The sequence below is a fragment of the Streptococcus mitis genome, assembly GCF_003942795.1.
In the GTDB taxonomy this organism is placed as follows: domain Bacteria; phylum Bacillota; class Bacilli; order Lactobacillales; family Streptococcaceae; genus Streptococcus; species Streptococcus mitis_BJ.
The window spans coordinates 14,471-39,430 of sequence record NZ_RJNY01000001.1 but is presented as its reverse complement, the minus strand read 5'-3'; the positions used below and the strand labels follow the sequence as shown (position 1 = coordinate 39,430).

The window sequence follows — 24,960 nt, the reverse complement described above, 5'->3', positions numbered from 1 at the left end:
CCTTTATCTAATTACAAAAGAAAGGCCTCTAAGTTAGCCCTAGAAGCAAGTTTCTTCTGGATGATGTACTAAGATTATGCTAATTGTTTCAGTTTTCCTGGTTGGAAACCTGAAAAGACTTCAGTTGGTGTTTGGATAACAGGAGCAGCGCTGAAACCGAGCTCTTTAACTTGATCGATGTACTCAGGTTGCTCGTCGAGATTGATCTCACGATAAGCGACATTGTTGCTGTCCAAGAAACGTTTGGTCATCTTACATTGGACACAGTTATTTTTAGAATAAACGGTTACCATTTTCGTAACTCCTCTTTCAAAATAGATTACTTTCTTAGTATATCAGAAAAAAAAACTTTGTCAAACTTTTTAAACTAAATCTTGTGCTAAAAAGTTACGGTTTTGAAATTAAAACACAAGATATAGTGTTTTTGAAAACATAAATTCTGATTTCCGTTGAACTGTCAAAGTTTCTCAAAATAAAAAAACTACATACTGTATATTGGCAATATAAATAGAAGATTTTCAGCAAGTTATCAGAAAGGAAAACGAAGAAAATAGCAAAAATCGTAAGAACAGGAATAAGTCTAGCTGAGACAATGCTTTGACAAAACAGAAACTGTGATATTTACGAAAAAAGAAATTTTCTACACTAGATGTCCCAATATTTTGTATTAGAATATCTAAAATATAACAAGAGTGGGAATGACAGATTATGCTGTATTCATCCAAATAGATTATGAATTTCGTATTCTTGATAGAGAGTATATGACTGTAATTTTTGGGAAGTATTCGATTTATGTGGTATACTAGTAGTGACCATAGAACTTATAGATAGGTATAAATTTAAAAATGAAGCTATGAAAAGAGTTTATAGCGATTACGATATTTAGGTATGTAGACTATTTAAAAACATAAAAGCCAGTAGATGAGTTAGATAAATGTTGAATATGCAAAAACTATTAGAATAGAGTTATTCACTTTAGAAACTTATACTTACTGTGGATATATATAGTATAATGTTGTTAGGGAAATGGGATTAATAAATGAAAGAACGCAAATCAGGAGGCGCGTGGTGAAAGAAAATGATGTTATTTTAAAACGGCAATCAACTCAAATATTTTTTAAGAATGGGGATACGGATTTTTTCTTTAATTGGTTGTTAGGAATCGGTGAAATTTTTGGTTTCTCTCATGGAGAGCTTTATTATCTTGCTCAAAAGTTAGGTAATTCACCAAAGCCTGATGACTGGAAAAATGTATTTTTATCGCATGTAAACTATCTTGAACAAGCAGCAAGTAATTCAGGATTGAGTGAACAAACAAAGGCGCAGTATTATCTTGCACAGACCTACTCACTTCGCTCGGCAATCCAGTTTACCGATCCATTTTCTGAAGAGTATTTATCGACCGTTCGTCAAATGGAGAAGGTGTTTTCTAGTGCAATTCATTCACTAGGTGCACCGATTGAAAAATTAACTATTCCCTATCAGGGTTCTTACTTGCCTGGTTATTATCTTCATAGCGGCGATAATTGCCCAACGCTAATCATGATTGGTGGAGGTGATACTTATCGCGAAGATTTATTTTACTTTGCAGGATATCCTGGATGGATACGAAATTATAATGTTTTAATGGTTGACCTTCCCGGTCAAGGGAGCAATCCTAGTAGAGGGCTGGTCTTTGATGTGGATGCCTCTATTCCAATTTCATTATGCATAGACTGGTTGGAAAATAGAAATCCTAAACTAAATTATTTAGCCATTTATGGTGTCAGCGGAGGGGGATATTTTACCGCACAAGCTGTTGAAAAGGATCCAAGAATTCATGCTTGGATTGCTAGTACCCCTATTTACGACGTTGCAGAACTTTTCAGAAAAGAATTTGGATCAAGTTTGAAAGCACCTAGTTGGTTAATAAATGCCATTTTAAAATTAGCTGGAAATTTGAATGAATCAGCAAATTTAAATCTTAAAAAGTATGCATGGCAGTTTGGTACTTCTGATTTTAAGAGTGCTATTGATGATGTATTTAACCATGCAAAGATTGTGGATTATCAAAAAATTCAATGCCCATGCCTTTTTATCATGGGAAAGGGTGAGGGTGCTGAACTGCAGCATCAAACTAAGGTAATTTATGAGGCACTTAAATCTAAAAATCCGCAAACTAAACTTCAGGTTTTTGAGTCCGAAAGCGGTGCGGACGCTCATTGCCAAGTCAATAATCTAAGACTCACCCATAATGTCGTTTTTGATTGGTTGGACACTTTATTTGAATGGAATCAATCAAAGTTTTAGTTCTACTTATACCACTTAGATATATCTACCTTTTTACTGTTAGGGGCTACAAACTTATTTTACTTTAAGTAGCAAATTGGATAAATTCTCTACTGTTGAAGGTAATATTCTTTTAATAATTAGTGCCTAAATTTCCCATAGTACCTGTATGATAGAAAAAGAAGCAATTTCATTTTCAGTAAAAGTCCATAAAATACTTGAAAAATTATCTAGAAGGTGATATAATACAGTCTTGTAAGGGTTATCACATATAATCCAAATAAGAAACAATTAAAGGAGAGTCAAACTATGGCTTCTAAAGATTTCCACGTAGTGGCAGAAACAGGTATCCACGCACGTCCAGCAACATTGTTGGTTCAAACAGCTAGCAAATTTGCTTCAGATATCACTCTTGAGTACAAAGGTAAATCAGTAAACCTTAAATCAATCATGGGTGTTATGAGTCTTGGTGTTGGCCAAGGTGCTGATGTTACAATTTCAGCTGAAGGTGCAGATGCTGACGATGCAATCGCTGCAATCACTGAAACTATGGAAAAAGAAGGATTGGCATAAGGAAAATGACAGAAATGCTTAAAGGAATCGCAGCATCAGACGGTGTTGCAGTTGCAAAAGCATATCTACTCGTTCAACCGGATTTGTCATTTGAGACTGTTACAGTCGAAGATACAAACGCAGAAGAAGCTCGCCTTGATGCCGCTCTAAAAGCATCACAAGACGAGCTTTCTGTTATTCGTGAGAAAGCAGTAGGTACGCTCGGTGAAGAAGCAGCTCAAGTTTTTGACGCTCACTTAATGGTTCTTGCTGACCCAGAGATGATCAGCCAAATCAAGGAAACAATCCGTGCGAAGAAAGTGAATGCAGAAGCAGGTCTGAAAGAAGTGACAGACATGTTTATCACTATTTTTGAAGGCATGGAAGACAACCCATACATGCAAGAACGTGCAGCGGATATCCGCGACGTGACGAAACGTGTATTGGCAAATCTCCTTGGTAAGAAATTGCCAAACCCAGCTTCTATCAATGAAGAAGTGATCGTGATTGCGCATGACTTGACTCCTTCAGATACAGCTCAATTGGACAAAAACTTTGTAAAAGCTTTTGTAACCAACATTGGTGGACGTACAAGCCACTCAGCTATCATGGCGCGTACACTTGAAATCGCGGCAGTATTAGGTACAAACAACATCACTGAGATTGTTAAAGATGGTGATATCCTTGCTGTTAACGGTATCACTGGTGAAGTGATTATCAACCCAACTGATGAGCAAGCGGCAGAATTCAAGGCTGCTGGTGAAGCTTATGCGAAGCAAAAAGCTGAATGGGCACTTTTGAAAGATGCTCAAACGGTGACTGCTGATGGTAAACACTTTGAATTGGCTGCTAATATCGGTACTCCAAAAGACGTTGAAGGTGTCAATGCCAACGGTGCTGAAGCTGTTGGTCTTTACCGTACAGAGTTCTTGTACATGGATTCTCAAGACTTCCCAACAGAAGACGAGCAGTATGAAGCATACAAAGCTGTACTTGAAGGAATGAATGGTAAACCTGTTGTCGTTCGTACAATGGATATCGGTGGAGATAAGGAACTTCCTTACTTCGATATGCCTCATGAAATGAACCCATTCCTTGGATTCCGTGCCCTTCGTATCTCTATCTCTGAAACTGGAGATGCTATGTTCCGCACTCAAATCCGTGCCCTTCTTCGTGCGTCTGTACACGGTCAATTGCGTATCATGTTCCCAATGGTTGCGCTCTTGAAAGAATTCCGTGCAGCGAAAGCAGTCTTTGACGAAGAAAAAGCAAACCTTCTTGCTGAAGGTGTTGCAGTTGCGGATAATATCCAAGTTGGTATCATGATCGAGATTCCTGCAGCGGCTATGCTTGCAGACCAATTTGCTAAAGAAGTTGACTTCTTCTCAATTGGTACAAACGACTTGATCCAATACACAATGGCAGCAGACCGTATGAATGAGCAAGTTTCATACCTTTACCAACCATATAACCCATCAATCCTACGTTTGATTAACAACGTTATCAAAGCAGCTCACGCTGAAGGTAAATGGGCAGGTATGTGTGGTGAGATGGCTGGTGACCAAAAAGCTGTTCCACTTCTTGTCGGAATGGGCTTGGATGAGTTCTCTATGTCAGCAACATCTGTCCTTCGTACACGTAGCTTGATGAAGAAACTCGACACAGCTAAGATGGAAGAGTACGCAAACCGTGCCCTTACAGAATGCTCAACAATGGAAGAAGTTCTTGAACTTCAAAAAGAATACGTTGACTTTGATTGATTGAAAGGTCCTTGCAACTCAGTTGCAGGGATTTTTTGTTTTAAAAATTTGGTGATTGATTTTCAATATAGGATTCTCAAATCAGACTGTTCAGATAGAAGACAGTGTAGAAAACAAAAAAATCGTTAACTAGTTCATAAAATTCTTGACAAGTTGAATATTTAGGAGTAAACTATTAACCAGTTAACTTTTAGAGAGGAGTTTCTGCAATTTAGAAATGAATTGCAACTAGAAATATCAAAAAGAAAGAGAGTTTCGATGAAAATTAATAAAAAATACCTAGCAGGTTCTGCGGCAGCTTTAATTTTAAGTGTTTGTTCTTATGAGTTGGGATTGTATCAAGCTAGAATAGTCAAGGAAAATAATCGTGTGTCTTACGTTGATGGAAAACAAGCAGCGCAAAAAACGGAGAATCTAACTCCTGATGAGGTTAGTAAAAAAGAAGGCATCAATGCCGAACAAATCGTCATCAAGATAACAGACCAAGGCTATGTCACTTCACATGGCGACCACTATCATTATTACAATGGTAAGGTCCCTTATGACGCTATCATCAGTGAAGAGTTGCTGATGAAGGATCCAAATTACCAGCTCAAGGACGAGGATATTATCAGTGAAATCAAGGGTGGTTATGTTATCAAGGTGGACGGAAAATACTATGTTTACCTTAAGGATGCAGCCCACGCAGATAATGTCCGTACGAAAGAAGAAATTAATCGACAAAAACAAGAGCATAGTCAGCATCGTGAAGGAGGAACCTCAGCAAACGATGGTGCGGTAGCCTTGGCACGTTCGCAAGGACGCTACACCACGGATGATGGCTACATCTTTAATGCCTCTGATATCATTGAAGATACTGGTGATGCTTACATCGTTCCTCATGGCGACCATTACCACTACATTCCTAAGAGTGAGTTATCAGCCAGCGAATTGGCTGCTGCAGAAGCCTTTCTATCTGGTAGAAGTGGCCAATCAAATACGCCTACTTATCGCCGTACCAATGGCAACAGTGCTAGCAGTGATATAGATAGATGGACCCCATCCTATAATAATCAAGGCAACAGCTATAATCACCAAGGCAGTGGCTATACGAACACGAACACAGCTAACAACAGTAGCGACGATAACCAAGCAAGTCAGAGTGATGAGGATATTGATGGCCTTCTGAAACAACTTTACGCCTTGCCGCTCAGCCAACGACACGTAGAATCTGATGGCCTTGTCTTCGACCCAGCACAGATTACAAGTCGAACAGCTAGAGGAGTTGCTGTGCCTCATGGGAACCATTACCATTTCATCCCTTATTCACAGATGTCTGAATTGGAAGAACGAATCGCTCGTATTATTCCTCTACAGTACAGTTCGAACCATAGGGTGCCGGATTCAAGACCAGAACAACCAAGTCCACAACCGACTCCGGAACCTAGTCCAAGCCCGCAACCTGCACCAAATCCTCAACCATCTCCAAGCAATCCAATTGACGAAAAATTGGTCAAACAGGCAATTCGAAAAGTAGATGATAGTTATGTATTTGAGGAGAATGGAACATCTCGTTATATTCCTGCCAAGGAATTATCAGCTGAAACTACTGCAGCCATTGATAGTAAGCTAGCCAAGCAAGAAAGTTTAGCTCATAAGCTCGGAGCTAAGAAAACCAACCTCCCATCTGGTGATCAAGGATTTTACAATAAGGCTTATGATTTACTAGCAAGAGTTCATCAAGACTTACTTGATAATAAAGGTCGTAAAGCTGATTTTGACACTTTGGATAAACTGTTGGAACGTTTAAATGATGAAAGCAGTGATAAAGTCAAGTTGGTGGATGATATCTTGGCCTTTCTAGCACCGATTCGTCATCCAGAACGTTTAGGAAAACCAAATGCGCAAATTGCCTACACTGATGATGAGATTCAGGTAGCCAAGTTGGCAGGCAAGTATACAACAGAAGATGGCTATATCTTTGATCCTCGTGATATCACCAGTGATGAGGGGGATGCCTATGTAACTCCACATATGACCCATAGCCATTGGATTAAAAAAGATAGTTTGTCTGAAGCCGAAAGAGCGGCAGCCCAAGCTTATGCTAAAGAGAAAGGTTTGATTCCTCCTTCAACAGACCATCAGAATCCAGGAAATACGGAGGCTAAAGGAGCAGAAGCTATCTACAACCGCGTGAAAGCAGCTAAGAAGGTGCCGCTTGATCGTATGCCTTACAATCTCCAACATACCGTGGAAGTTAAAAACGGTAGTTTAATCATTCCTCATTATGATCATTACCATAACATCAAATTTGAGTGGTTTGACGAAGGACTTTATGAGGCACCTAAGGGGTATAGTCTAGAAGATCTCTTTGCGACTGTCAAGTACTATGTCGAACATCCAAACGAACGTCCGCATTCAGATAGTGGTTGGGGCAATGCAAGTGACCATGTTCAAAGAAACCAAAATGGTCAAGCTGATAACAATCAAACGGAAAAACCATCAGAGGAGAAACCTCGGACAGACAAACCTGAGGAAGAAAAGCCACGCGAAGAGAAGCCTCAAAGTGAGAAACCAGAATCTCCAAAACCAACTGAGGAGCCGGAAGAAGAATCACCAGAGGAACCAGAAGAACCTCAGGTCGAGACTGAAAAGGTTGAAGCGAAGTTGAGAGAGGCTGAAGAGCTACTTGCAAAGATCCAAGATCCCATTATCAAGTCCAATGCCAAAGAAACTCTCACTGGCTTAAAAAATAACCTGCTATTTGGTGCTAAGGATAACAATACCATTATGGCAGAAGCTGAAAAACTATTGGCTTTGTTAAAGGAAAGTAAGTAAAGGTAGCAGCATTTTCTAACTTCTAAAAACAGGATAGGAGAACGGGAAAACGAAAAATGAGAGCAGAATGTGAGTTCTAGTTCTCATTTTTTTCATGAAAATGTGCAAAATATCTTGACATATAGTGTAAATAAAGATAAACTATTTACTGGTTAATTAATCAGTTAAACACTAGTTAAGGAGTAATGATGAAAAAAAGAACAATACTATTATTGATGGCCAGTGTGTTGGCTCTTGTCTTAGGAGCATGTGGTCAAAAAGAAAAACAAGAAGCAAAAGGGATGAAGATTGTAACAAGTTTTTACCCGATCTATGCCATGGTCAAAGAGGTATCGGGTGACTTGAATGATGTTCGGATGATTCAGTCAAGTAACGGGATTCACTCCTTTGAACCGTCAGCAAATGACATTGCTGCCATTTATGATGCGGATGTTTTTGTCTACCATTCTCATACGCTCGAATCTTGGGCAGGAAGTCTGGATCCAAATTTGAAAAAATCTAAAGTTAAGGTTCTTGAAGCTTCTGAAGGGATGACTTTGGACCGCGTCCCAGGACTAGAAGATGTAGAAGCTGGCGACGGCATCGATGAAAAAACACTTTACGACCCACACACTTGGTTAGATCCTGAAAAAGCAGGCGAAGAAGCCCAGATTATCGCTGATAAACTTTCAGAGGTTAATAGCGAGCACAAAGAGACTTACCAGAAAAATGCTCAAGCCTTTATCAAAAAAGCTCAGGAATTGACTAAGAAATTCCAGCCTATTTTTGAAAAAGCGAGTCAAAAGACCTTTGTTACCCAACACACAGCCTTTTCTTACCTCGCTAAACGTTTTGGTTTGAAACAACTTGGTATTGCAGGGATTTCCCCTGAACAAGAGCCAAGTCCGAGACAGTTGACAGAAATCCAAGAATTTATCAAAACCTATAATGTCAAAACGATTTTTACTGAGAGCAATGCTTCCTCTAAAGTTGCTGAAACCTTAGTCAAATCAACAGGAGTCAGTCTAAAGACACTCAATCCTTTGGAAGCAGACCCTGAAAACGACAAAACTTACTTAGAAAACCTAGAAGAAAATATGAATGTTCTTGCAGAAGAATTAAAATGAGGAGATTATGAAAATTAAGAAAAAGTACCTTGCGGCAGGATCGGCTCTTGTCCTTTCCCTGAGTCTTTGCATCTATGCATTGAACCAACACCAGGTAGAAGGAAACAAAGATAATAATCGTGTGTCTTATGTCGATGGGAAGCAAGACTCTCAAAAAACAGAGACTCAGACACCGGATCAAGTTAGCAAAAAAGAAGACATTCAGGCTGAACAAATTGTCGTGAAAATCACCGATCAAGGCTATGTGACTTCACACGGTGATCATTTCCATTATTACAATGGTAAAGTTCCTTTTGACGCGATTTTCAGCGAAGAGCTTTTGATGAAAGATGCCAATTATCAACTGAAAGACGCTGACATTGTCAACGAAATCAAAGGTGGTTATATTATCAAGGTTGATGGCAAGTATTATGTCTACCTTAAAGATACGGCTCATGCTGATAATATTCGTACGAAGGACGAAATTGAGCGGCAAAAACAAGGCCATACTCATGATGCACCAACTTCTAACAGTGCAGTGGCGCTTGCTCAATCTCAAGGACGCTATACTACCGACGATGGTTACATCTTTAACCCATCTGATATTATAGAAGATACTGGTGATGCTTATATCGTACCTCACGGTGGACATTACCACTACATTCCAAAGAGTTCCTTGTCTGCTAGCGAATTAGCTGCTGCGCAAGCCTACCTCTCTGGAACTAGAAAACAACCGAGCATGACTGACTATCGTCCAAGTCAAAATGGAACTAGTCAAACAACTAATCCTAGTCAACGAACTGAAACACCAAGCAATCAAGCTGAGAGTCTTCAGAGCCTATTGCAGCAACTCTATGCTCTTCCAAGTACTCAACGTTATGCGGAATCGGATGGCTTGATTTTTGACCCTGCTAAGATTTCAAGCAGAACACCGAGTGGCGTGGCGATTCCTCACGGAAATCACTATCATTTCATCCCATATACAAAGCTTTCTGCCTTGGAAGAAAAGATTGCGCGTATGATTCCTTTATCTAGCGACAGTGGAAAACCAACACCTTTAGAAAATCCAAGCAAACCAGCAGAGCATCCAGCTCAACAAGATCATCATGACCAAGACGGTGACCATGGAAGTCAGGATACCAACCATGAAGATCATGACCATGATGGAGAGGAGCATGACCACCATCACGGTGAAGAACATGATCATGGTTTTGCAGCTGACCGTGTCATCAGTGAGGGTGAGCAAGGGTTTGTAGTTTCTCACGGAGATCACGCTCATTATTTCTTTAAGAAGGACTTGACTGCAGCTCAAATCAAAGCTGCCCAAGATCACTTGAAAGAAAATCATCAGTCTCAGTACGTTCAACCACTTGCAAAGACTGTGGAAAGTTTCTCAAGAGATGCTAGCGATGAAGAAAAAATCAAGTATATCTCACAGACCTACAGGGTTCCGCTTGAAGCAATTCGTATTTCAAATGGATTCTTTGTCTTTGGAAATCCGGATCAAGCCTATGATCCAACCCATATCCATCCCTATGCAGTACGAAAAGAACATGTTCGTATTCCTCTCCAAACTGGGAATCCAGAACTGGATTTCCTAAATGAACTTTATACGACTGCCCTACGTGATGGGGTGTCTCCTTATAGTTTACAGGTAGAAAGTGGTAGTTTTGTCATTCCACATGGTGATCACAATCACTACATTAAGGTTCAGACCAAGGGCTATGAGGTTGCTTTAAAGAACAAGATTCCTACCCTACAATCAAGCTATCAGCCTGGAGCTTTTGACGAGCAAACTGTTCTTTCTAAAGTTGATCAACTGTTAGCAGATAGCAGAAGTCTCTACAAAGACCAACCTATCATGCAGAGACGGGTTGAACTTGCTTTGGGTCAATTTATCGAGAACATGAAAAAACTGGCGACTAACTCAACTGCTGGATACCTAGCATCCTTGGATCTCTTTGATAAGCAATATATCCATGTGGATCAAAGTGTGGCACCAGTTGAAACATCACCTTTGGATAAGAAGTACCAAGCCCTAGTAGATAAGATCAATACACTGGATACGGACACTTATGGCTTGCCTAAGAAAGATCTTTTGGTACATTTGCAGGAAGCAAAACTAGCACAGGATGAGACAGAGTTGGCTGCCATTGAAGCGAAACTTCAGGCCTTGCAAGATTTCCGAGATCGGACAGGAGTTACAACAGTAGAGTATATCAAGTACTTCTACGAACATGTGTCTGATGGTCGTTTGAGAGAAGAACTTCGGAACCGTGTTGCCAAGTTGACATGGGAACTTTACCAGTCACAATCTTTCCTCAAAGCAACCGACTTGAACAAGTTATTCCCAACTATTTACCAAACTAAGCTAGAAGTAGAAGAAGCTCTCAAAGAAGAACCCGTCTCTACAAAAGCTGGTAAGACTATTCTAGATACGGAAAAAGTAGATAGTCAAACTGCTAAGACCGCCATCTATGAATTCCTAAAAGAGCTCTACGGTGATTTTATGCCAGAAGAGCGGGTTAGCCATGTTAAGAAGGAAGAAGTGGATGCTCTCCTAACTAAAGCTGCCCAACTCCTAGCACGTGTCAAAGAAGATGGTGTCAAACAATCCCTAGCTGAAGAAGCAGCTAATATCAAAGCGGCTACTGAAAAGGAAAATGCAGACCTTGACGAAGCTAAAACACAACTTGAGGATCTCTTGAATCGTATTGCAGCGACTATCCAACGAGAGGAAAAAGAAGCAGAACAGGATCCACAAACGGTGATCATCTACCAAAAACTTTATAATGTCTTGCTCTCTCTTCACAAGTACTTAGAGGATAACAAAGGATCCGATGCTGACTTTGAACGTGTCGATGCCCTTTTTGATCAACTTGCAGCCAAAAGCAGTGATAAAGAAGGTCTCCTCACTCTAGCTAAAGAAATCATTAGCTTGAACCAGGAACTCCGTTCAAAAGCAAGTAAAACTGATAGCCAATCTAAGTCTGAGAAAGACAGTGAAACAGCTGCTTCTCAACCAACAGAAAAGCAAGCACAAAGCAAAACTGAGCCAAGTGCTCAACCAAATGAATAAAAAAAGGCGAAGTAGCTGAGCTACCTCGTCTTTTTTAGTCTTTATAAGCTACAATGCCAATGATGGTCTCCACCGCACGCTCCATGGTCTGAAGGCTGACGTATTCAAAACGTCCATGCATGTTTTCGCCACCTGCAAAGATATTTGGAGTTGGGATTCCCATAAAGGAAATCTTAGAGCCATCAGTCCCACCACGAATTGGTTCGATAATAGGTGTGATACCTAAATCTTCCATAACAGCTTTAGCAATGGTAACGGGCGTCATGTCTTTCTCAATGACTTCCTTCATATTGTAGTACTGGTCTGTTAAAGTCAAGCTAACGCGATCATTTCCAAGCTCTTGATTCATCTTATCAGCGATAGACTGCATAGCTGCTTTACGCGCTTCAAAGGCATCTTTTTCAAAGTCTCGAATGATATAGCTTGCACGCGCCTCCTCGACACTACCTGACACATCCATAAGATGATAGAAACCTTGGTAATCATCTGTCAGTTCTGGTCGGTCATTCTCAGGAAGTTGATTATGAAAATCAATCGCCAGCTGAAGGGCATTGACCATCTGTCCTTTGGCAGTACCAGGGTGGACATTACGCCCTTGGAAATGAAGCTCAGCACCAGCTGCTGAGAAAGTCTCGTACTGAAGTTCCCCTAGTGGTCCTCCATCAACAGTGTAGGCAAAGTCAACGTCAAAATCTTCTGCATCAAACTTATTAGCTCCAACACCAATTTCTTCATCTGGTCCAAAACCAACACGAATCTCACAGTGTTTGATTTCGGGATGAGCATTCAGATATTCAATAGCAGTCATAATCTCAGCAATCCCTGACTTGTCATCAGCACCCAACAAGGTTGTGCCATCAGTTGTGATAAGGGTTTGTCCTGGATATCTCTCAAGGCTCTTGAAATCAGTTGGATCGAGTTTAAATCCAGAATCACCCAAGTCGATAGCTCCTCCATCGTAGTTTTCGATGACTTGCGGATTAACGCCCTCAGCATTAAAATCAGCTGTATCCATGTGGGAGATAAATCCAATCTTACGTGTCAGGCTGGGATCATTGGCTGGTAAGGTACCAATGGCAAAACCATTTGGAAGGTAGTAGACGTTTTGCAGACCGACACGCTTCATTTCGGGAAGAAGAACATTGGTCGCAAAATCTACCTGGCTCTGCGTACTTGGAGTAGTAGTAGAGTGTTCATCAGAACGCGTGTTGACCTTAACGTAGGTCAGAAAACGTTCCAGAAGGTTCGGATAAGACATAAAAACTCCTTTTTTATCATTTTTTTCATTGTATCATAGAATGGAGAGAAAGACAAAGAGGAGTAGATAAAAAAACAAAAAAACAAAAGAACAAAAGAAATAGTAGACGTCGGAAGCGTTTACTATTTTTTTCTTTCATGATAGAATGGATAGTGAAAATAATATCATAAGGATGATAACATGAAAAAAGCAATATTGATGATGACCTTTGGATCTCCAGAGGAGATTAGTTTTGAAGGAGTAGCAGAATTTTTTACAAACATTCGTCGTGGAGTTAGACCCCAAGACCACGAAATCCAGACTCTCTATGACAACTATGTTCGTATCGGTGGGACGCCTTTGCAGCGGATTACACGTGAGGAGGTCAATTTACTCAAAGAACGTTTAGGGGAGGAGTATGGTATCTACTTTGCCAACAAATTTTCTCGCCCCTTTATCCCAGACGTGATCAAGCAGATGGAAACTGATGGTGTTGAAGAATGTATCTGCTTGATTTTGGAACCTCATTATTCTTTTTACTCAGTCATGGGGTATGAAAAGTTTCTGGAAAGCCAGCAGATCCGATTTTTAGTTATTAAGGACTGGTATCAACAACAGCCTTTGCTGGACTTCTGGACAGATGAGATTAGAAAAATTTTACGAAACCATGTGGGAGAAGAATCCTTCAAGGTAATCTTTTCAGCCCATAGCGTCCCCATTTTTGCCTTGGACTTTGGAGATCCTTATATCGATCAGATTTTCGATAATAGCAAGCTTATTGCTGAACAACTCGGCCTAACAGCCGACCAGTATACCAATACTTGGCAGAGCGAAAGTGATATTGGAATCCCTTGGATCAAGCCAGATGTCTTAGAATATTTACGAGAACAAAAGCAACATCCAGAACATTATATTTTTGTCCCGATAAGTTTTATCAGTGAGCACATCGAAGTCTTGTTCGATAATGATGTGGAATGTTATGATTTGTGTCAAGAATTAGGTGTCACTTACCATCGTCCACCGATGCCCAATACGGATAGCCGTTTAATTGACGCTTTAGTTGCTACTGTAAGAGTCAATGAATACAAAGAATTTAAAGCTTTTCTCCCAGAAGAAGAAACCTTTGATGAGTTAGCGCCTTCGGCAACTACCAAGGACATCATGAAAGAGACAGACGACCTTCAGATGCCAGAATTTGTCAAAAAACTCATTGAGAAAAAAGGCCGTGGAAATGTGAAGATGCCTTACTTGATTAAGAAAATGCTCGAAAAGGCTGGTAAGTTACCAAAAGAGTAAAGAAAAAAGGATTTAGCTTCAAGCTAAATCCTTTATCTGTCTTATTTTTTCTCAAGAAGAGCTTTGATTTCTTGAAGAACTTCAAGTTCAGTTGGAGCAGCAGGAGCTTCCTCAACCACTTCCTCTTTTTTACGAAGATTTTGAGCTTTTTCAATACCTTTGATAACGAAGAAGAGAACTGTACCCACAACAAGGAAGTTGATAACAGCGCTCAAGAAGCTACCGTAACCAACACCATTCCATGAAAGTTCAGCGATACGTTCAACGTTCGCATCTTTCAAAGCTGGGTTCAAGATAAGTGGAGTGATGATATCGTTAACGAGTGAAGTTACAATAGCACCAAAAGCAGAGGCGATGATTACACCGACAGCAAGGTCAACGACATTACCGCGAAGCAAGAATTCTTTAAGATCCTTTAACATTTTCATAATTTCCTTCCCTAATTTTCTAAATAATTATATCCTAAATTGTGACAAAAAGCAACCTGGATGCTTAAGGAATTCGGTTACTCCTCTTAAAAATATAGATTTTACTGAAAATATAATTAAGCAGAATAATCAAGATTTGTGCTAGGATGGTTTCAACTGTATTAACCCTATCTATATTATATTCGACAAACTGACCAATAAGATTAGGAAAGGTTGTAACGAAGATATAAGTTAAAAGAACGTCAAGTCCAAGTGTTGAAAGACGAGCTAAGAAAAACTTAGCAAGACGAGTCGGCCAATTCTTTCTCTTTTGTTTAAAGACGATTGTATCATTTGTAGAAAAGGCAAAGAGAATCCCAATGATATTTGCGAGTACGGTTGCCAGAATTTCCTGGTGACTGATACGGTAGATAAATAAACGTGACAGGATAGATACTAGAGTAGTAGCACCACCAAAAAATAGGTAGGAGAGGATTTCGTTATCAAAGAAAGTTTTTATTAGTTTTTTCATGATTTTAGTATAGCATAAAGTCATATATTGTGCTATACTGGTAAGGTTGATAATCTCAACCCTTGGTGCTTAGCTTCTTTCACCAAGCATATTTTACGCGGGAAACCGCCAAAGGAGAAAACATGAAAAAATTAACTGTTCGTGATATGGCAGATATCGCTATTGTCGCTGCTATTTATGTGGTTTTGACCATCACCCCACCGCTGAATGCCATTAGCTACGGCGCCTACCAGTTCCGTATTTCAGAGATGATGAATTTCTTAGCCTTTTACAATCCTAAATATATCATTGGTGTGACGATTGGTTGTATGATTGCAAATTTCTTTAGCTTTGGTCCAATAGATGTCTTTGTCGGTGGGGGCTCTACCCTAGTTTTCCTAAGCCTAGGTGTATGGCTCTTTAGCAAGTACAAGAAAGACTATCTGTTTAATGGTTTGATTCGAAAGGATCATTTCTTCTTTTCAATCCTCTTCTCTATTTCAATGATTACCATTGCAGCAGAACTCTATATTGTTGCAGAAGCTCCATTCTTCTTTACATGGTTCTCTACGGGAATTGGTGAGTTTGCATCACTCATCGTAGGTGCTATTTTAATCGGAAAATTAGGACGCCGAATCGATCTAACAAGATAAGAAGTTTATAAGCTAGATTCTTGATAAATCTAGCTTTTTTCATTCCATAAATTAAAAGAGAGCGCTTGACAAGAACTAGGAACTATAGTATACTTTTTAGGTAAGCTGATTTAGCTCAGTTGGTAGAGCGCATCCATGGTAAGGATGAGGTCGCCGGTTCAATCCCGGCAATTAGCATGATAGAAACGAAATGACCTTGGGAAACCAAGGTTTTTCTTGTACACTTGTATAAATGAAGCGAAGAGTTTTGGCAGTTGACAAAAGTGACTCTATCTAGTAGAATAGTAGTTGCGATGAGTCGATAGGTAGTCTTCGGACTACTATTGAGCATAAGGAGGTCATAACGCAGGAGCGGACCTTGATGAGTTGTGTGAACCTGCTCATCACATGAAGATGCCTCTTAGTCCCTGGTCAATGACTAGGGATTTTTAGTTTTCAGAAAATATAGTCTAAAAATACTTTTCAATTTCTGTAAAAAGTAGTATAATACATCTATTATAGAAATTTTTAGAAAATTCCGAAAGAGGTTATTTATGGGATATACAGTTGCTGTAGTCGGCGCGACAGGTGCTGTCGGAGCTCAGATGATAAAAATGTTGGAAGAATCAACACTTCCAATTGATAAAATCCGTTTACTTGCTTCTGCACGTTCAGCAGGCAAGACTTTGAAATTTAAAGACCAAGATATTACGATTGAAGAAACGACTGAGACAGCTTTTGAGGGTGTTGATATTGCACTTTTCTCAGCAGGTGGTTCGACATCAGCTAAGTATGCACCATACGCAGTTCAAGCTGGAGCGGTAGTAGTAGATAACACATCTTATTTCCGTCAAAACCCAGATGTACCATTGGTTGTCCCAGAGGTCAATGCCCATGCACTTGATGCCCACAACGGGATTATTGCCTGCCCTAACTGTTCAACAATCCAAATGATGGTTGCTCTTGAGCCTGTCCGTCAAAAATGGGGCTTGGACCGTATCATCGTTTCAACTTACCAAGCGGTCTCTGGTGCTGGTATGGGAGCGATTCTTGAAACACAACGTGAACTTCGTGAAGTGTTGAATGATGGTGTGAATCCACGTGATTTGCATGCGGAAATCTTGCCTTCAGGTGGTGACAAGAAACATTACCCTATCGCCTTTAACGCTCTTCCACAAATCGATGTCTTCACTGACAATGATTACACTTACGAGGAGATGAAGATGACTAAGGAAACTAAGAAAATCATGGAAGATGATAGCATCTCAGTATCTGCAACCTGTGTACGTATTCCAGTCTTGTCAGCTCACTCTGAGTCAGTTTATATCGAAACAAAAGAAGTGGCCCCAATCGAAGAAGTCAAAGCAGCCATCGCAGCCTTTCCAGGTGCTGTTCTTGAGGATGACGTAGCGCACCAAATCTATCCTCAAGCCGTCAATGCAGTTGGTTCACGTGATACTTTTGTTGGTCGTATCCGTAAAGACCTAGATGCAGAAAAAGGAATCCACATGTGGGTTGTTTCAGACAACCTTCTCAAAGGTGCTGCTTGGAACTCAGTTCAGATTGCAGAAACGCTTCACGAACGTGGATTGGTTCGTCCAACAGCTGAATTGAAATTTGAATTAAAATAGTCATATCGTTTAGGAGTTCAGATGAACTCCTTCTTTGAAATAGAGAGGTGTTTTCATGTCTTATCAAGATTTAAAAGAGTGTAAAATCATCACGGCCTTCATTACCCCCTTCCATGAGGATGGTTCTATCAACTTTGATGCCATTCCAGCCTTGATTGAGCATTTATTGGCCCATCACACAGACGGCATTCTTCTAGCTGGAACGACTGCTGAGAGTCCAACTTTAACCCACGATGAAGAGTTGGAACTCTTTGCAGCTGTACAAAAGATTGTCAATGGACGCGTTCCTTTGATTGCAGGTGTAGGTACCAATGATACACGTGACTCGATCGAGTTTGTCAAAGAAGTAGCAGACTTTGGTGGTTTTGCTGCTGGGCTTGCGATCGTACCATACTACAACAAACCTTCTCAAGAAGGCATGTATCAGCACTTTAAAGCGATTGCAGATGCTTCTGACTTACCTATTATCATCTATAACATCCCAGGGCGTGTAGTAGTGGAATTAACTCCAGAAACTATGCTTCGTTTGGCTGACCATCCAAATATCATCGGGGTCAAAGAATGTACTAGTCTGGCTAATATGGCTTACTTGATTGAACACAAGCCAGAAGAGTTCTTGGTCTATACTGGTGAGGACGGAGATGCTTTCCATGCCATGAACCTTGGTGCGGACGGGGTTATTTCTGTTGCATCTCATACAAATGGGGATGAGATGTACGAGATGTTGACTGCCATTGCAGAAAGCGATATGAAAAAAGCAGCAGCTATTCAACGTAAGTTCATTCCTAAAGTCAATGCCCTTTTCTCTTATCCAAGTCCTGCTCCAGTTAAGGCAGTTTTGAACTATATGGGATTTGAAGCTGGTCCAACTCGTCTACCTCTAGTTCCAGCACCAGAAGAAAATGCCAAACGCATTATCAAGGTTGTCGTAGATGGCGACTATGAAGCGACTAAGGCAACCGTAACAGGAGTCTTAAGACCAGATTACTAATAAAGACAATAAAATCCATGACCGTAAGAACGATCATGGATTTTTCTTATTTTCCTAAACAGAATTGGCTAAAGAGCTGTGTAATGAGTTCATCTGGAGCAGCATCCCCAGTGATTTCTCCGAGAATTTCCCAAGTACGGGTCAAATCAACTTGAAGCAAATCAACTGGCATACCCAGTTCAAGACCTTGGTTAACAGCTTGTAGGCTTTCAACGGCCTTTTCAATCAAGGAAATATGACGGGCATTAGATAGGTAAGTAGCATCTTGCTCGACCAAACCAGCATTTTCAAAGAAGAGGTCGTTAATACGCTCTTCGATCTTATCGATATTTTGGTTTTTAAGAACGGAAATACGAATGACATCTTCAGGTAGTTCCGAAGTTTCAATCGCTTCAGGAAGATCCGTTTTATTAAGTAGAATAATACGGTTGGTATCCTGACTGATTTCAAGGAGTTGGCAGTCTTGATTGGTTAGTGGTTCACTAGCATTTAGCACTAGTAGTACCAAGTCAGCTTCCTTGAGGGCTTTTCTCGAACGTTCGACACCGATTTGTTCAACGATATCATCTGTTTCCCGAATACCTGCAGTATCAATCAATTTGAGAGGAACCCCGTTAATGTTGACGTATTCTTCGATGACATCTCGTGTCGTACCAGCGATGTCTGTTACGATGGCCTTATCTTCACGCAGGAGATTGTTGAGAAGACTGGATTTCCCAACGTTGGGACGGCCAATGATAGCTGTTGAAATTCCTTCGCGAAGGATCTTACCGCGACGAGCTGTTCTAAGGAGATTGGTTAGCAATTGTTCAAACTCCATAGTTTTCTCACGGACGACTGCAGTAGTGGCTTCTTCAACATCGTCATACTCAGGATAGTCGATATTGACCTCTACTTGGGCCAAGGTATTGAGGATTTCTTGGCGGGTATTATTAATGAGGTCAGAAAGGGAGCCGTCTAATTGCTTAACTGCAATATTCATAGCCTTGTCTGTCTTGGCACGGATGATGTCCATCACCGCCTCAGCCTGTGTCAAGTCCACACGACCGTTTAAAAAGGCGCGCTTGGTAAATTCACCAGGTTCTGCCAACCGAGCTCCTTCACGAATAGCTAGCTGGAGAATTTCATTGGTTACCGCAATCCCGCCGTGGGTGTTAATCTCGATAATGTCCTCACGAGTGAAGGTCTTTGGAGACTTCATGGCCCCAACCATAACCTCGTCCATGACTTTACCAGTTTGAGGGTCAACGATGTGACCGTAGTTAAGAGTATGGCTGGCAACCTTACTCAAATCCTTGCCTTTAAAAATCTTTTGCGCAATGGCAAAACTGTCAGTTCCGCTCAAACGGACAATACCAATGGCCCCTTCACCTAGTGGAGTAGAGATAGCAGCGATGGTATCAAATTCACGTGTAATCATACTAATTCCTTTTGTAATTCTTTTCTTAGGATATGTATCCAAGCATCTCTTCAAATTGTAACAAATTTGGGTTATTTCTTCAATGGATGCTACTTGGAGATTGAAAAAGCCTAAGCAATTCTGCTTAAGCTAGCTTATTTGGTGCGCATTTCCCCTTGTGGGAAGTAAGTTCCTTCTGGCATGTCGTTGATGATGACATGGACAGCAGATTGAGGTGCTCCAGTATTACGGACAACAGCTTCCGTTACTTCCTTAGCAAGAGCTTTCTTTTGATCAAGCGTGCGTCCTTCAAATAAATCGATGCGTACAAATGGCATAATAGCTTCCTCCACTAGTTTTTGATTTCTTCTATTTTACCACATTTTGCCGTTTAAAGCTTCAGAAAATTATGATATACTAGAATGTAGCAAAAATTTAGAAGTGGACGTGAAATAGAAGCATGGCACAGTTGTATTATCGTTATGGGACTATGAACTCAGGTAAAACGATTGAGATTCTTAAGGTAGCCTATAACTATGAGGAGCAAGGAAAGGGAGTTGTGATTATGACTTCGGCTCTGGATACGCGTGATGGTGTCGGCTATGTATCTAGTAGGATTGGCATGAAACGCCCAGCCATTGCGATTGAGGAAACGACGGATATCTTTGGTTATATCCGAAACTTACATGAAAAACCTTACTGTGTGTTGGTCGATGAGGCTCAGTTTCTCAAGCGTCACCATGTTTACGACCTAGCTCGTGTTGTTGATGAGTTAGACATACCTGTCATGGCTTTTGGTTTGAAGAATGACTTTCGCAATGAATTGTTCGAAGGTTCCAAATACCTCTTGCTCTTAGCAGACAAGATTGAAGAAATCAAGACCATCTGTCAGTATTGCAAGAAAAAGGCGACTATGGTGTTGCGTACGCAGGATGGACTGCCCGTTTATGATGGCGAACAAATTCAGATCGGTGGAAATGAAACTTATATCTCAGTCTGCCGTAAACATTATTTTGCCCCTGAAATCAAGAAGGAGAATGAAGAAAAATGAACATCTATGATCAACTACAAGCTGTGGAAGACCGTTATGAAGAACTAGGAGAGTTGCTGAGTGACCCAGATGTGGTGTCTGATACCAAGCGTTTCATGGAGCTTTCAAAAGAAGAGGCTTCTACTCGTGATACGGTAACAGCTTACCGTGAGTACAAACAAGTCCTTCAAAACATCGTCGATGCCGAAGACATGATTAAGGAATCAGGTGGAGATGCGGACTTGGAAGAAATGGCCAAGCAAGAGCTCAAAGATGCTAAGGCTGAAAAAGAAGAGTATGAAGAAAAACTCAAAATTTTGCTCCTTCCAAAGGATCCAAACGATGATAAGAACATCATCCTTGAAATCCGTGGAGCAGCTGGCGGAGATGAAGCAGCACTTTTCGCTGGAGACCTTCTAACTATGTACCAAAAGTATGCGGAAGCCCAAGGCTGGCGCTTTGAAGTCATGGAGGCTTCTATGAATGGTGTCGGTGGTTTCAAAGAAGTGGTTGCTATGGTTTCTGGTCAGTCTGTATACTCTAAACTCAAATATGAGTCTGGTGCCCACCGTGTGCAACGTGTCCCTGTAACAGAGAGCCAAGGACGTGTACACACTTCGACAGCGACAGTGCTTGTCATGCCTGAAGTGGAAGAAGTTGAATACGATATTGATCCAAAAGACCTTCGTGTTGACATCTACCACGCATCTGGTGCTGGTGGTCAGAACGTCAATAAGGTCGCGACTGCCGTTCGTATCGTTCACTTGCCAACCAATATCAAGGTTGAGATGCAGGAAGAACGTACCCAGCAGAAAAACCGTGAGAAGGCTATGAAGATTATCCGTGCGCGTGTTGCTGACCATTTTGCTCAGATTGCTCAAGATGAACAAGACGCTGAGCGTAAGTCTACTATCGGTACTGGTGACCGTTCAGAACGTATCCGTACTTACAATTTCCCACAAAACCGTGTCACAGACCACCGTATTGGCTTGACCCTCCAAAAACTAGATACCATCTTGTCAGGTAAATTGGATGAAGTGGTAGATGCCTTGGTTCTTTATGACCAAACACAAAAATTAGAAGAATTAAACAAATAATGAAATTAGCTCAATTATTTTCAGATTTTGAAGAAGAGTTGATAAGACAAGGAGAGGAAGCAGAAAGCCTCTCTTTTGTCTATCGTAGCTTAAAAAGTCTCTCATTTACGGACTTTGTCTTTGTCCTCCAGCAGGAGGTAACAGAGGGAGAAAAACAATTTGTAGAAGAAATTTTCCAGCAGTTAGCGGCCCACAAACCAGCTCAGTATATCATTGGTCACGTAGATTTCTTTGGAATGCAGTTAAAAGTGGATGAGCGGGTTTTGATTCCTCGTCCAGAAACAGAAGAGTTGGTGGAACTCATCCTCACAGAAAATCCTGAGGAAAATCTTAAGATTCTAGATATTGGGACTGGAAGTGGAGCCATAGCTCTTGGATTAGCTAAAAACAGACCAGGTTGGTCAGTGACGGCAGCGGATATTTCCCAAGAGGCCTTAGAGCTTGCATCAGAGAATGCTAGAAATCAAAATCTTAATATATTTTTTAAAAAATCTGATTGTTTTGCAGAAATTTCTGAAAAATATGATATAATTGTATCCAATCCACCCTATATCTCTCGTGAAGATGAGTCAGACGTCGGTTTGAATGTTTTGCATTCGGAGCCTCATCTAGCTCTCTTTGCAGATGAGGATGGCCTAGCTATTTACCGCAGAATTGCGGAAGATGCAAAAGACTATCTCACAGATGGTGGTAAGATTTACCTTGAAATTGGATACAAGCAAGGTAAAAGTGTTCCTGCGCTTTTTAAGAAACATTTTCCTGAAAAACGAGTACGAACACTCAAGGACCAGTTTGGTCAAGATAGGATGGTTGCCGTTGATGATGGACAGGATTAGACAAGAATTGAAAAAGGGTGGGGCAGTTGTCTTACCTACCGAGACAGTTTATGGTCTCTTTGCCAAAGCTCTGGACGAAAAAGCAGTGGACCATGTTTACCAACTCAAACGTCGTCCCAGAGACAAGGCGCTTAACCTCAATGTTGCCTCTCTAGAAGACATCTTGCACTTTTCAAAGAATCAGCCAACTTATCTACAAAAACTTGTAGAGACCTTTTTACCGGGTCCCTTGACCATCATTCTCGAAGCCAATGACAGAGTTCCCTATTGGGTCAATTCTGGACTTGCAACGGTGGGATTTCGGATGCCGAGTCACCCCATTACACTGGATTTGATTCGAGAGACAGGTCCTTTGATTGGGCCGTCTGCCAATATTTCAGGTCAGGCGAGTGGAGTGACCTTTGCTCAAATTCTAGAGGATTTTGACCAAGAGGTTTTGGGTCTGGAGGATGATGCTTTTCTAACTGGACAGGATTCGACGATTTTGGATTTGTCTGGAGACAAGGTGAAAATCCTACGCCAAGGGGCGTTTAAGCGAGAAGATATTCTTGCACAGTTGCCAGAGATTTCTTTTGAGGAGGAATGAGATGCTCAGAGATTTGCAAGAAACAGATGTGAATGCTATATGTGAGATTAACAAAGAGGCTTTGGGCTACTCTTTTAGTCCAGAGGACACAGCTAGTCAACTAGCTAGACTGTCTCAGGATTCCCATCATTTCCTACTTGGTTATGAGGATGCAGCTAGTCATATCTTGCTTGGATATGTCCATGCTGAAGTTTATGAATCCCTCTATTCCAAAGCAGGATTTAATATCTTAGCCTTAGCAGTTTCGCCTCAAGCACAAGGGCAAGGTATCGGTAAAAGCTTACTACAAGGGTTGGAGGAAGAAGCAAAAAGACGGGGCTATGAGTTTATCCGCTTAAACTCTGCCGATCATCGTCTGGGAGCTCATGCATTTTATGAAAAAGTTGGTTATACTTGTGATAAAGTGCAGAAACGGTTTATTCGCATCTTTTAGTTTATTTTCTTACACTAAAGGACCTGTCACACTATAAAGGAGAAGACCTATGATTTTTGACAAAGATGATTTTAAAGCATACGATGCAGATCTCTGGAATGCTATTGCCAAAGAAGAAGAACGCCAACAAAACAACATCGAGTTGATTGCTTCGGAAAACGTAGTTTCCAAGGCTGTTATGGCAGCTCAAGGGTCTATCTTGACGAATAAATACGCCGAAGGATACCCAGGACGCCGTTACTATGGTGGAACTGATGTGGTAGACGTGGTAGAAACTCTAGCTATTGAACGTGCAAAAGAAATTTTTGGTGCTAAATTCGCCAATGTCCAACCTCACTCAGGAAGCCAAGCCAACTGTGCGGCTTACATGGCCTTGATTGAGCCAGGTGATACCGTTATGGGGATGGATTTGGCAGCGGGTGGACACTTGACTCACGGAGCTCCTGTCAGTTTCTCAGGTCAAACATACAACTTTGTGTCATATAGTGTGGATCCTGAAACGGAACTCTTGGACTTTGATGCTATCTTGAAACAAGCTCAAGAAGTAAAACCAAAATTAATTGTAGCAGGTGCTTCAGCCTATTCTCAAATTATCGACTTCTCAAAATTCCGTGAAATCGCAGATGCTGTTGGGGCTAAGCTTATGGTCGATATGGCCCATATCGCTGGTTTGGTTGCAGCTGGACTTCACCCAAGCCCAGTACCATACGCTCATATCACGACAACAACGACCCACAAAACTCTTCGTGGACCTCGTGGTGGCTTGATCTTGACAAATGATGAGGATCTAGCTAAGAAAATCAACTCAGCTATTTTCCCTGGTATTCAAGGTGGTCCTTTGGAGCATGTTGTGGCGGCTAAGGCGGTTTCCTTCAAAGAAGTTTTGGATCCAGCCTTCAAGGAATATGCTGCTAATGTCATCAAAAACAGCAAAGCTATGGTTGAAGTCTTCTTGCAAGACCCTGATTTTCGTATCATTTCTGGTGGTACTGAAAATCACCTCTTCCTAGTGGATGTTACTAAGGTTGTTGAAAACGGAAAAGTTGCTCAAAACTTGCTGGATGAAGTCAATATTACCCTAAATAAAAACTCAATTCCATACGAAACCTTGTCACCATTCAAGACAAGTGGGATTCGTATCGGATCTGCAGCCATCACTGCACGTGGATTTGGTGAAGAAGAAAGCCGTAAAGTGGCTGAACTCATCATTAAAACTCTTAAAAATGCAGAAAATGAGGCTGTCTTAGAAGAAGTGAGAAGCGCAGTCAAAGAATTGACAGATGCCTTCCCATTATACGAGGACTAAAACTTTT

General features: G+C 40.9%; 22 protein-coding genes, 1 tRNA gene and 1 riboswitch. Of the genes, 17 read left to right on the top strand and 6 right to left on the bottom strand.

Features of this window, described 5'->3' with window-relative positions; all coding sequences use genetic code 11:
- Positions 1-74: 74 nt before the first annotated feature.
- A complete protein-coding gene (nrdH, locus tag D8847_RS00190) occupies positions 75-293 on the bottom strand; it encodes a glutaredoxin-like protein NrdH (protein ID WP_000259240.1) in 219 nt (72 codons plus the stop codon).
- A gap of 775 nt (positions 294-1,068) precedes the next feature.
- On the opposite strand from nrdH, the gene D8847_RS00185 reads away from it, so the two are divergent.
- The 6 genes from D8847_RS00185 to D8847_RS00160 all read left to right on the top strand — a co-directional run bounded on the left by D8847_RS00185 (position 1,069) and on the right by D8847_RS00160 (position 11,561).
- A complete protein-coding gene (locus tag D8847_RS00185) occupies positions 1,069-2,289 on the top strand; it encodes an alpha/beta hydrolase family protein (protein ID WP_125840202.1) in 1,221 nt (406 codons plus the stop codon).
- 288 nt (positions 2,290-2,577) lie between these two features.
- Positions 2,578-2,841 carry a phosphocarrier protein HPr gene (locus D8847_RS00180; RefSeq protein WP_000146948.1) on the top strand — a complete coding sequence of 88 codons (264 nt, stop codon included), beginning with the start codon at positions 2,578-2,580 and terminating at the stop codon, positions 2,839-2,841.
- A gap of 5 nt (positions 2,842-2,846) precedes the next feature.
- On the top strand, positions 2,847-4,580 hold the full coding sequence (gene ptsP, locus D8847_RS00175) for a phosphoenolpyruvate--protein phosphotransferase (RefSeq protein ID WP_007519770.1): 1,734 nt from the start codon (positions 2,847-2,849) through the stop codon (positions 4,578-4,580).
- 258 nt (positions 4,581-4,838) lie between these two features.
- Positions 4,839-7,397, top strand: a complete 2,559-nt coding sequence (locus tag D8847_RS00170) for a pneumococcal-type histidine triad protein (protein WP_125840201.1) — start codon at positions 4,839-4,841, stop codon at positions 7,395-7,397.
- Between the two features lie 188 nt (positions 7,398-7,585).
- On the top strand, positions 7,586-8,503 hold the full coding sequence (locus tag D8847_RS00165) for a metal ABC transporter substrate-binding protein (protein ID WP_125840200.1): 918 nt from the start codon (positions 7,586-7,588) through the stop codon (positions 8,501-8,503).
- 7 nt (positions 8,504-8,510) lie between these two features.
- On the top strand, positions 8,511-11,561 hold the full coding sequence (locus D8847_RS00160; protein ID WP_125840199.1) for a pneumococcal-type histidine triad protein: 3,051 nt from the start codon (positions 8,511-8,513) through the stop codon (positions 11,559-11,561).
- A gap of 34 nt (positions 11,562-11,595) precedes the next feature.
- Here D8847_RS00160 and pepT read toward each other — a convergent pair whose 3' ends face one another.
- The gene (gene pepT / locus D8847_RS00155; protein ID WP_125840198.1) at positions 11,596-12,819 is read right to left on the bottom strand and encodes a peptidase T; all 1,224 of its coding nucleotides are present in this window, start codon (positions 12,817-12,819) and stop codon (positions 11,596-11,598) included.
- 180 nt (positions 12,820-12,999) lie between these two features.
- Here pepT and hemH point away from each other — a divergent pair, with 180 nt between their 5' ends.
- Positions 13,000-14,094 (top strand): ferrochelatase, encoded by a 1,095-nt coding sequence (gene hemH / locus D8847_RS00150; protein WP_125840197.1) that lies wholly within the window; start codon positions 13,000-13,002, stop codon positions 14,092-14,094.
- A 41-nt stretch (positions 14,095-14,135) separates the two neighbouring features.
- Here hemH and mscL read toward each other — a convergent pair whose 3' ends face one another.
- On the bottom strand, positions 14,136-14,516 hold the full coding sequence (gene mscL / locus D8847_RS00145) for a large conductance mechanosensitive channel protein MscL (RefSeq protein ID WP_125840313.1): 381 nt from the start codon (positions 14,514-14,516) through the stop codon (positions 14,136-14,138).
- A gap of 70 nt (positions 14,517-14,586) precedes the next feature.
- Positions 14,587-15,033, bottom strand: a complete 447-nt coding sequence (locus tag D8847_RS00140) for a GtrA family protein (protein ID WP_125840196.1) — start codon at positions 15,031-15,033, stop codon at positions 14,587-14,589.
- Between the two features lie 28 nt (positions 15,034-15,061).
- Positions 15,062-15,158: riboswitch (PreQ1 riboswitch) on the top strand.
- On the opposite strand from D8847_RS00140, the gene D8847_RS00135 reads away from it, so the two are divergent.
- From D8847_RS00135 to dapA, 4 genes are all read left to right on the top strand, one after another.
- On the top strand, positions 15,156-15,665 hold the full coding sequence (locus D8847_RS00135; RefSeq protein ID WP_000737309.1) for a QueT transporter family protein: 510 nt from the start codon (positions 15,156-15,158) through the stop codon (positions 15,663-15,665). It overlaps the preceding riboswitch by 3 nt.
- Positions 15,666-15,769: 104 nt before the next feature.
- A tRNA-Thr gene (locus D8847_RS00130) sits at positions 15,770-15,842 on the top strand.
- 356 nt (positions 15,843-16,198) lie between these two features.
- Positions 16,199-17,275: an aspartate-semialdehyde dehydrogenase gene (locus D8847_RS00125; protein WP_125840195.1), complete on the top strand. Its 1,077-nt coding sequence runs from the start codon at positions 16,199-16,201 to the stop codon at positions 17,273-17,275.
- Positions 17,276-17,330: 55 nt separating this feature from the next.
- Positions 17,331-18,266, top strand: coding sequence for a 4-hydroxy-tetrahydrodipicolinate synthase (dapA, locus tag D8847_RS00120; protein ID WP_125840194.1), 936 nt, complete (start codon positions 17,331-17,333; stop codon positions 18,264-18,266).
- A 46-nt stretch (positions 18,267-18,312) separates the two neighbouring features.
- Here dapA and mnmE read toward each other — a convergent pair whose 3' ends face one another.
- The gene (mnmE, locus tag D8847_RS00115; protein ID WP_125840193.1) at positions 18,313-19,686 is read right to left on the bottom strand and encodes a tRNA uridine-5-carboxymethylaminomethyl(34) synthesis GTPase MnmE; all 1,374 of its coding nucleotides are present in this window, start codon (positions 19,684-19,686) and stop codon (positions 18,313-18,315) included.
- A 134-nt stretch (positions 19,687-19,820) separates the two neighbouring features.
- The gene (locus D8847_RS00110) at positions 19,821-20,003 is read right to left on the bottom strand and encodes a 4-oxalocrotonate tautomerase (RefSeq protein WP_001117394.1); all 183 of its coding nucleotides are present in this window, start codon (positions 20,001-20,003) and stop codon (positions 19,821-19,823) included.
- Between the two features lie 122 nt (positions 20,004-20,125).
- On the opposite strand from D8847_RS00110, the gene D8847_RS00105 reads away from it, so the two are divergent.
- From D8847_RS00105 to glyA, 6 genes are read left to right on the top strand one after another with little or no spacing between them, the layout of a single operon-like run.
- Positions 20,126-20,716 carry a thymidine kinase gene (locus tag D8847_RS00105; protein WP_125840192.1) on the top strand — a complete coding sequence of 197 codons (591 nt, stop codon included), beginning with the start codon at positions 20,126-20,128 and terminating at the stop codon, positions 20,714-20,716.
- The gene (gene prfA / locus D8847_RS00100; protein WP_001028812.1) at positions 20,713-21,792 is read left to right on the top strand and encodes a peptide chain release factor 1; all 1,080 of its coding nucleotides are present in this window, start codon (positions 20,713-20,715) and stop codon (positions 21,790-21,792) included. Before D8847_RS00105 ends, prfA begins: the two co-directional genes overlap by 4 nt.
- On the top strand, positions 21,792-22,628 hold the full coding sequence (gene prmC, locus D8847_RS00095) for a peptide chain release factor N(5)-glutamine methyltransferase (protein WP_125840191.1): 837 nt from the start codon (positions 21,792-21,794) through the stop codon (positions 22,626-22,628). The genes prfA and prmC overlap by 1 nt, the downstream gene beginning before the upstream one ends.
- Positions 22,612-23,214: an L-threonylcarbamoyladenylate synthase gene (locus D8847_RS00090; protein ID WP_185757891.1), complete on the top strand. Its 603-nt coding sequence runs from the start codon at positions 22,612-22,614 to the stop codon at positions 23,212-23,214. Before prmC ends, D8847_RS00090 begins: the two co-directional genes overlap by 17 nt.
- A gap of 1 nt (position 23,215) precedes the next feature.
- On the top strand, positions 23,216-23,647 hold the full coding sequence (locus tag D8847_RS00085) for a GNAT family N-acetyltransferase (protein ID WP_125840189.1): 432 nt from the start codon (positions 23,216-23,218) through the stop codon (positions 23,645-23,647).
- Between the two features lie 49 nt (positions 23,648-23,696).
- Positions 23,697-24,953 (top strand): serine hydroxymethyltransferase, encoded by a 1,257-nt coding sequence (gene glyA, locus D8847_RS00080; RefSeq protein WP_000575497.1) that lies wholly within the window; start codon positions 23,697-23,699, stop codon positions 24,951-24,953.
- Positions 24,954-24,960 lie beyond the last annotated feature (7 nt).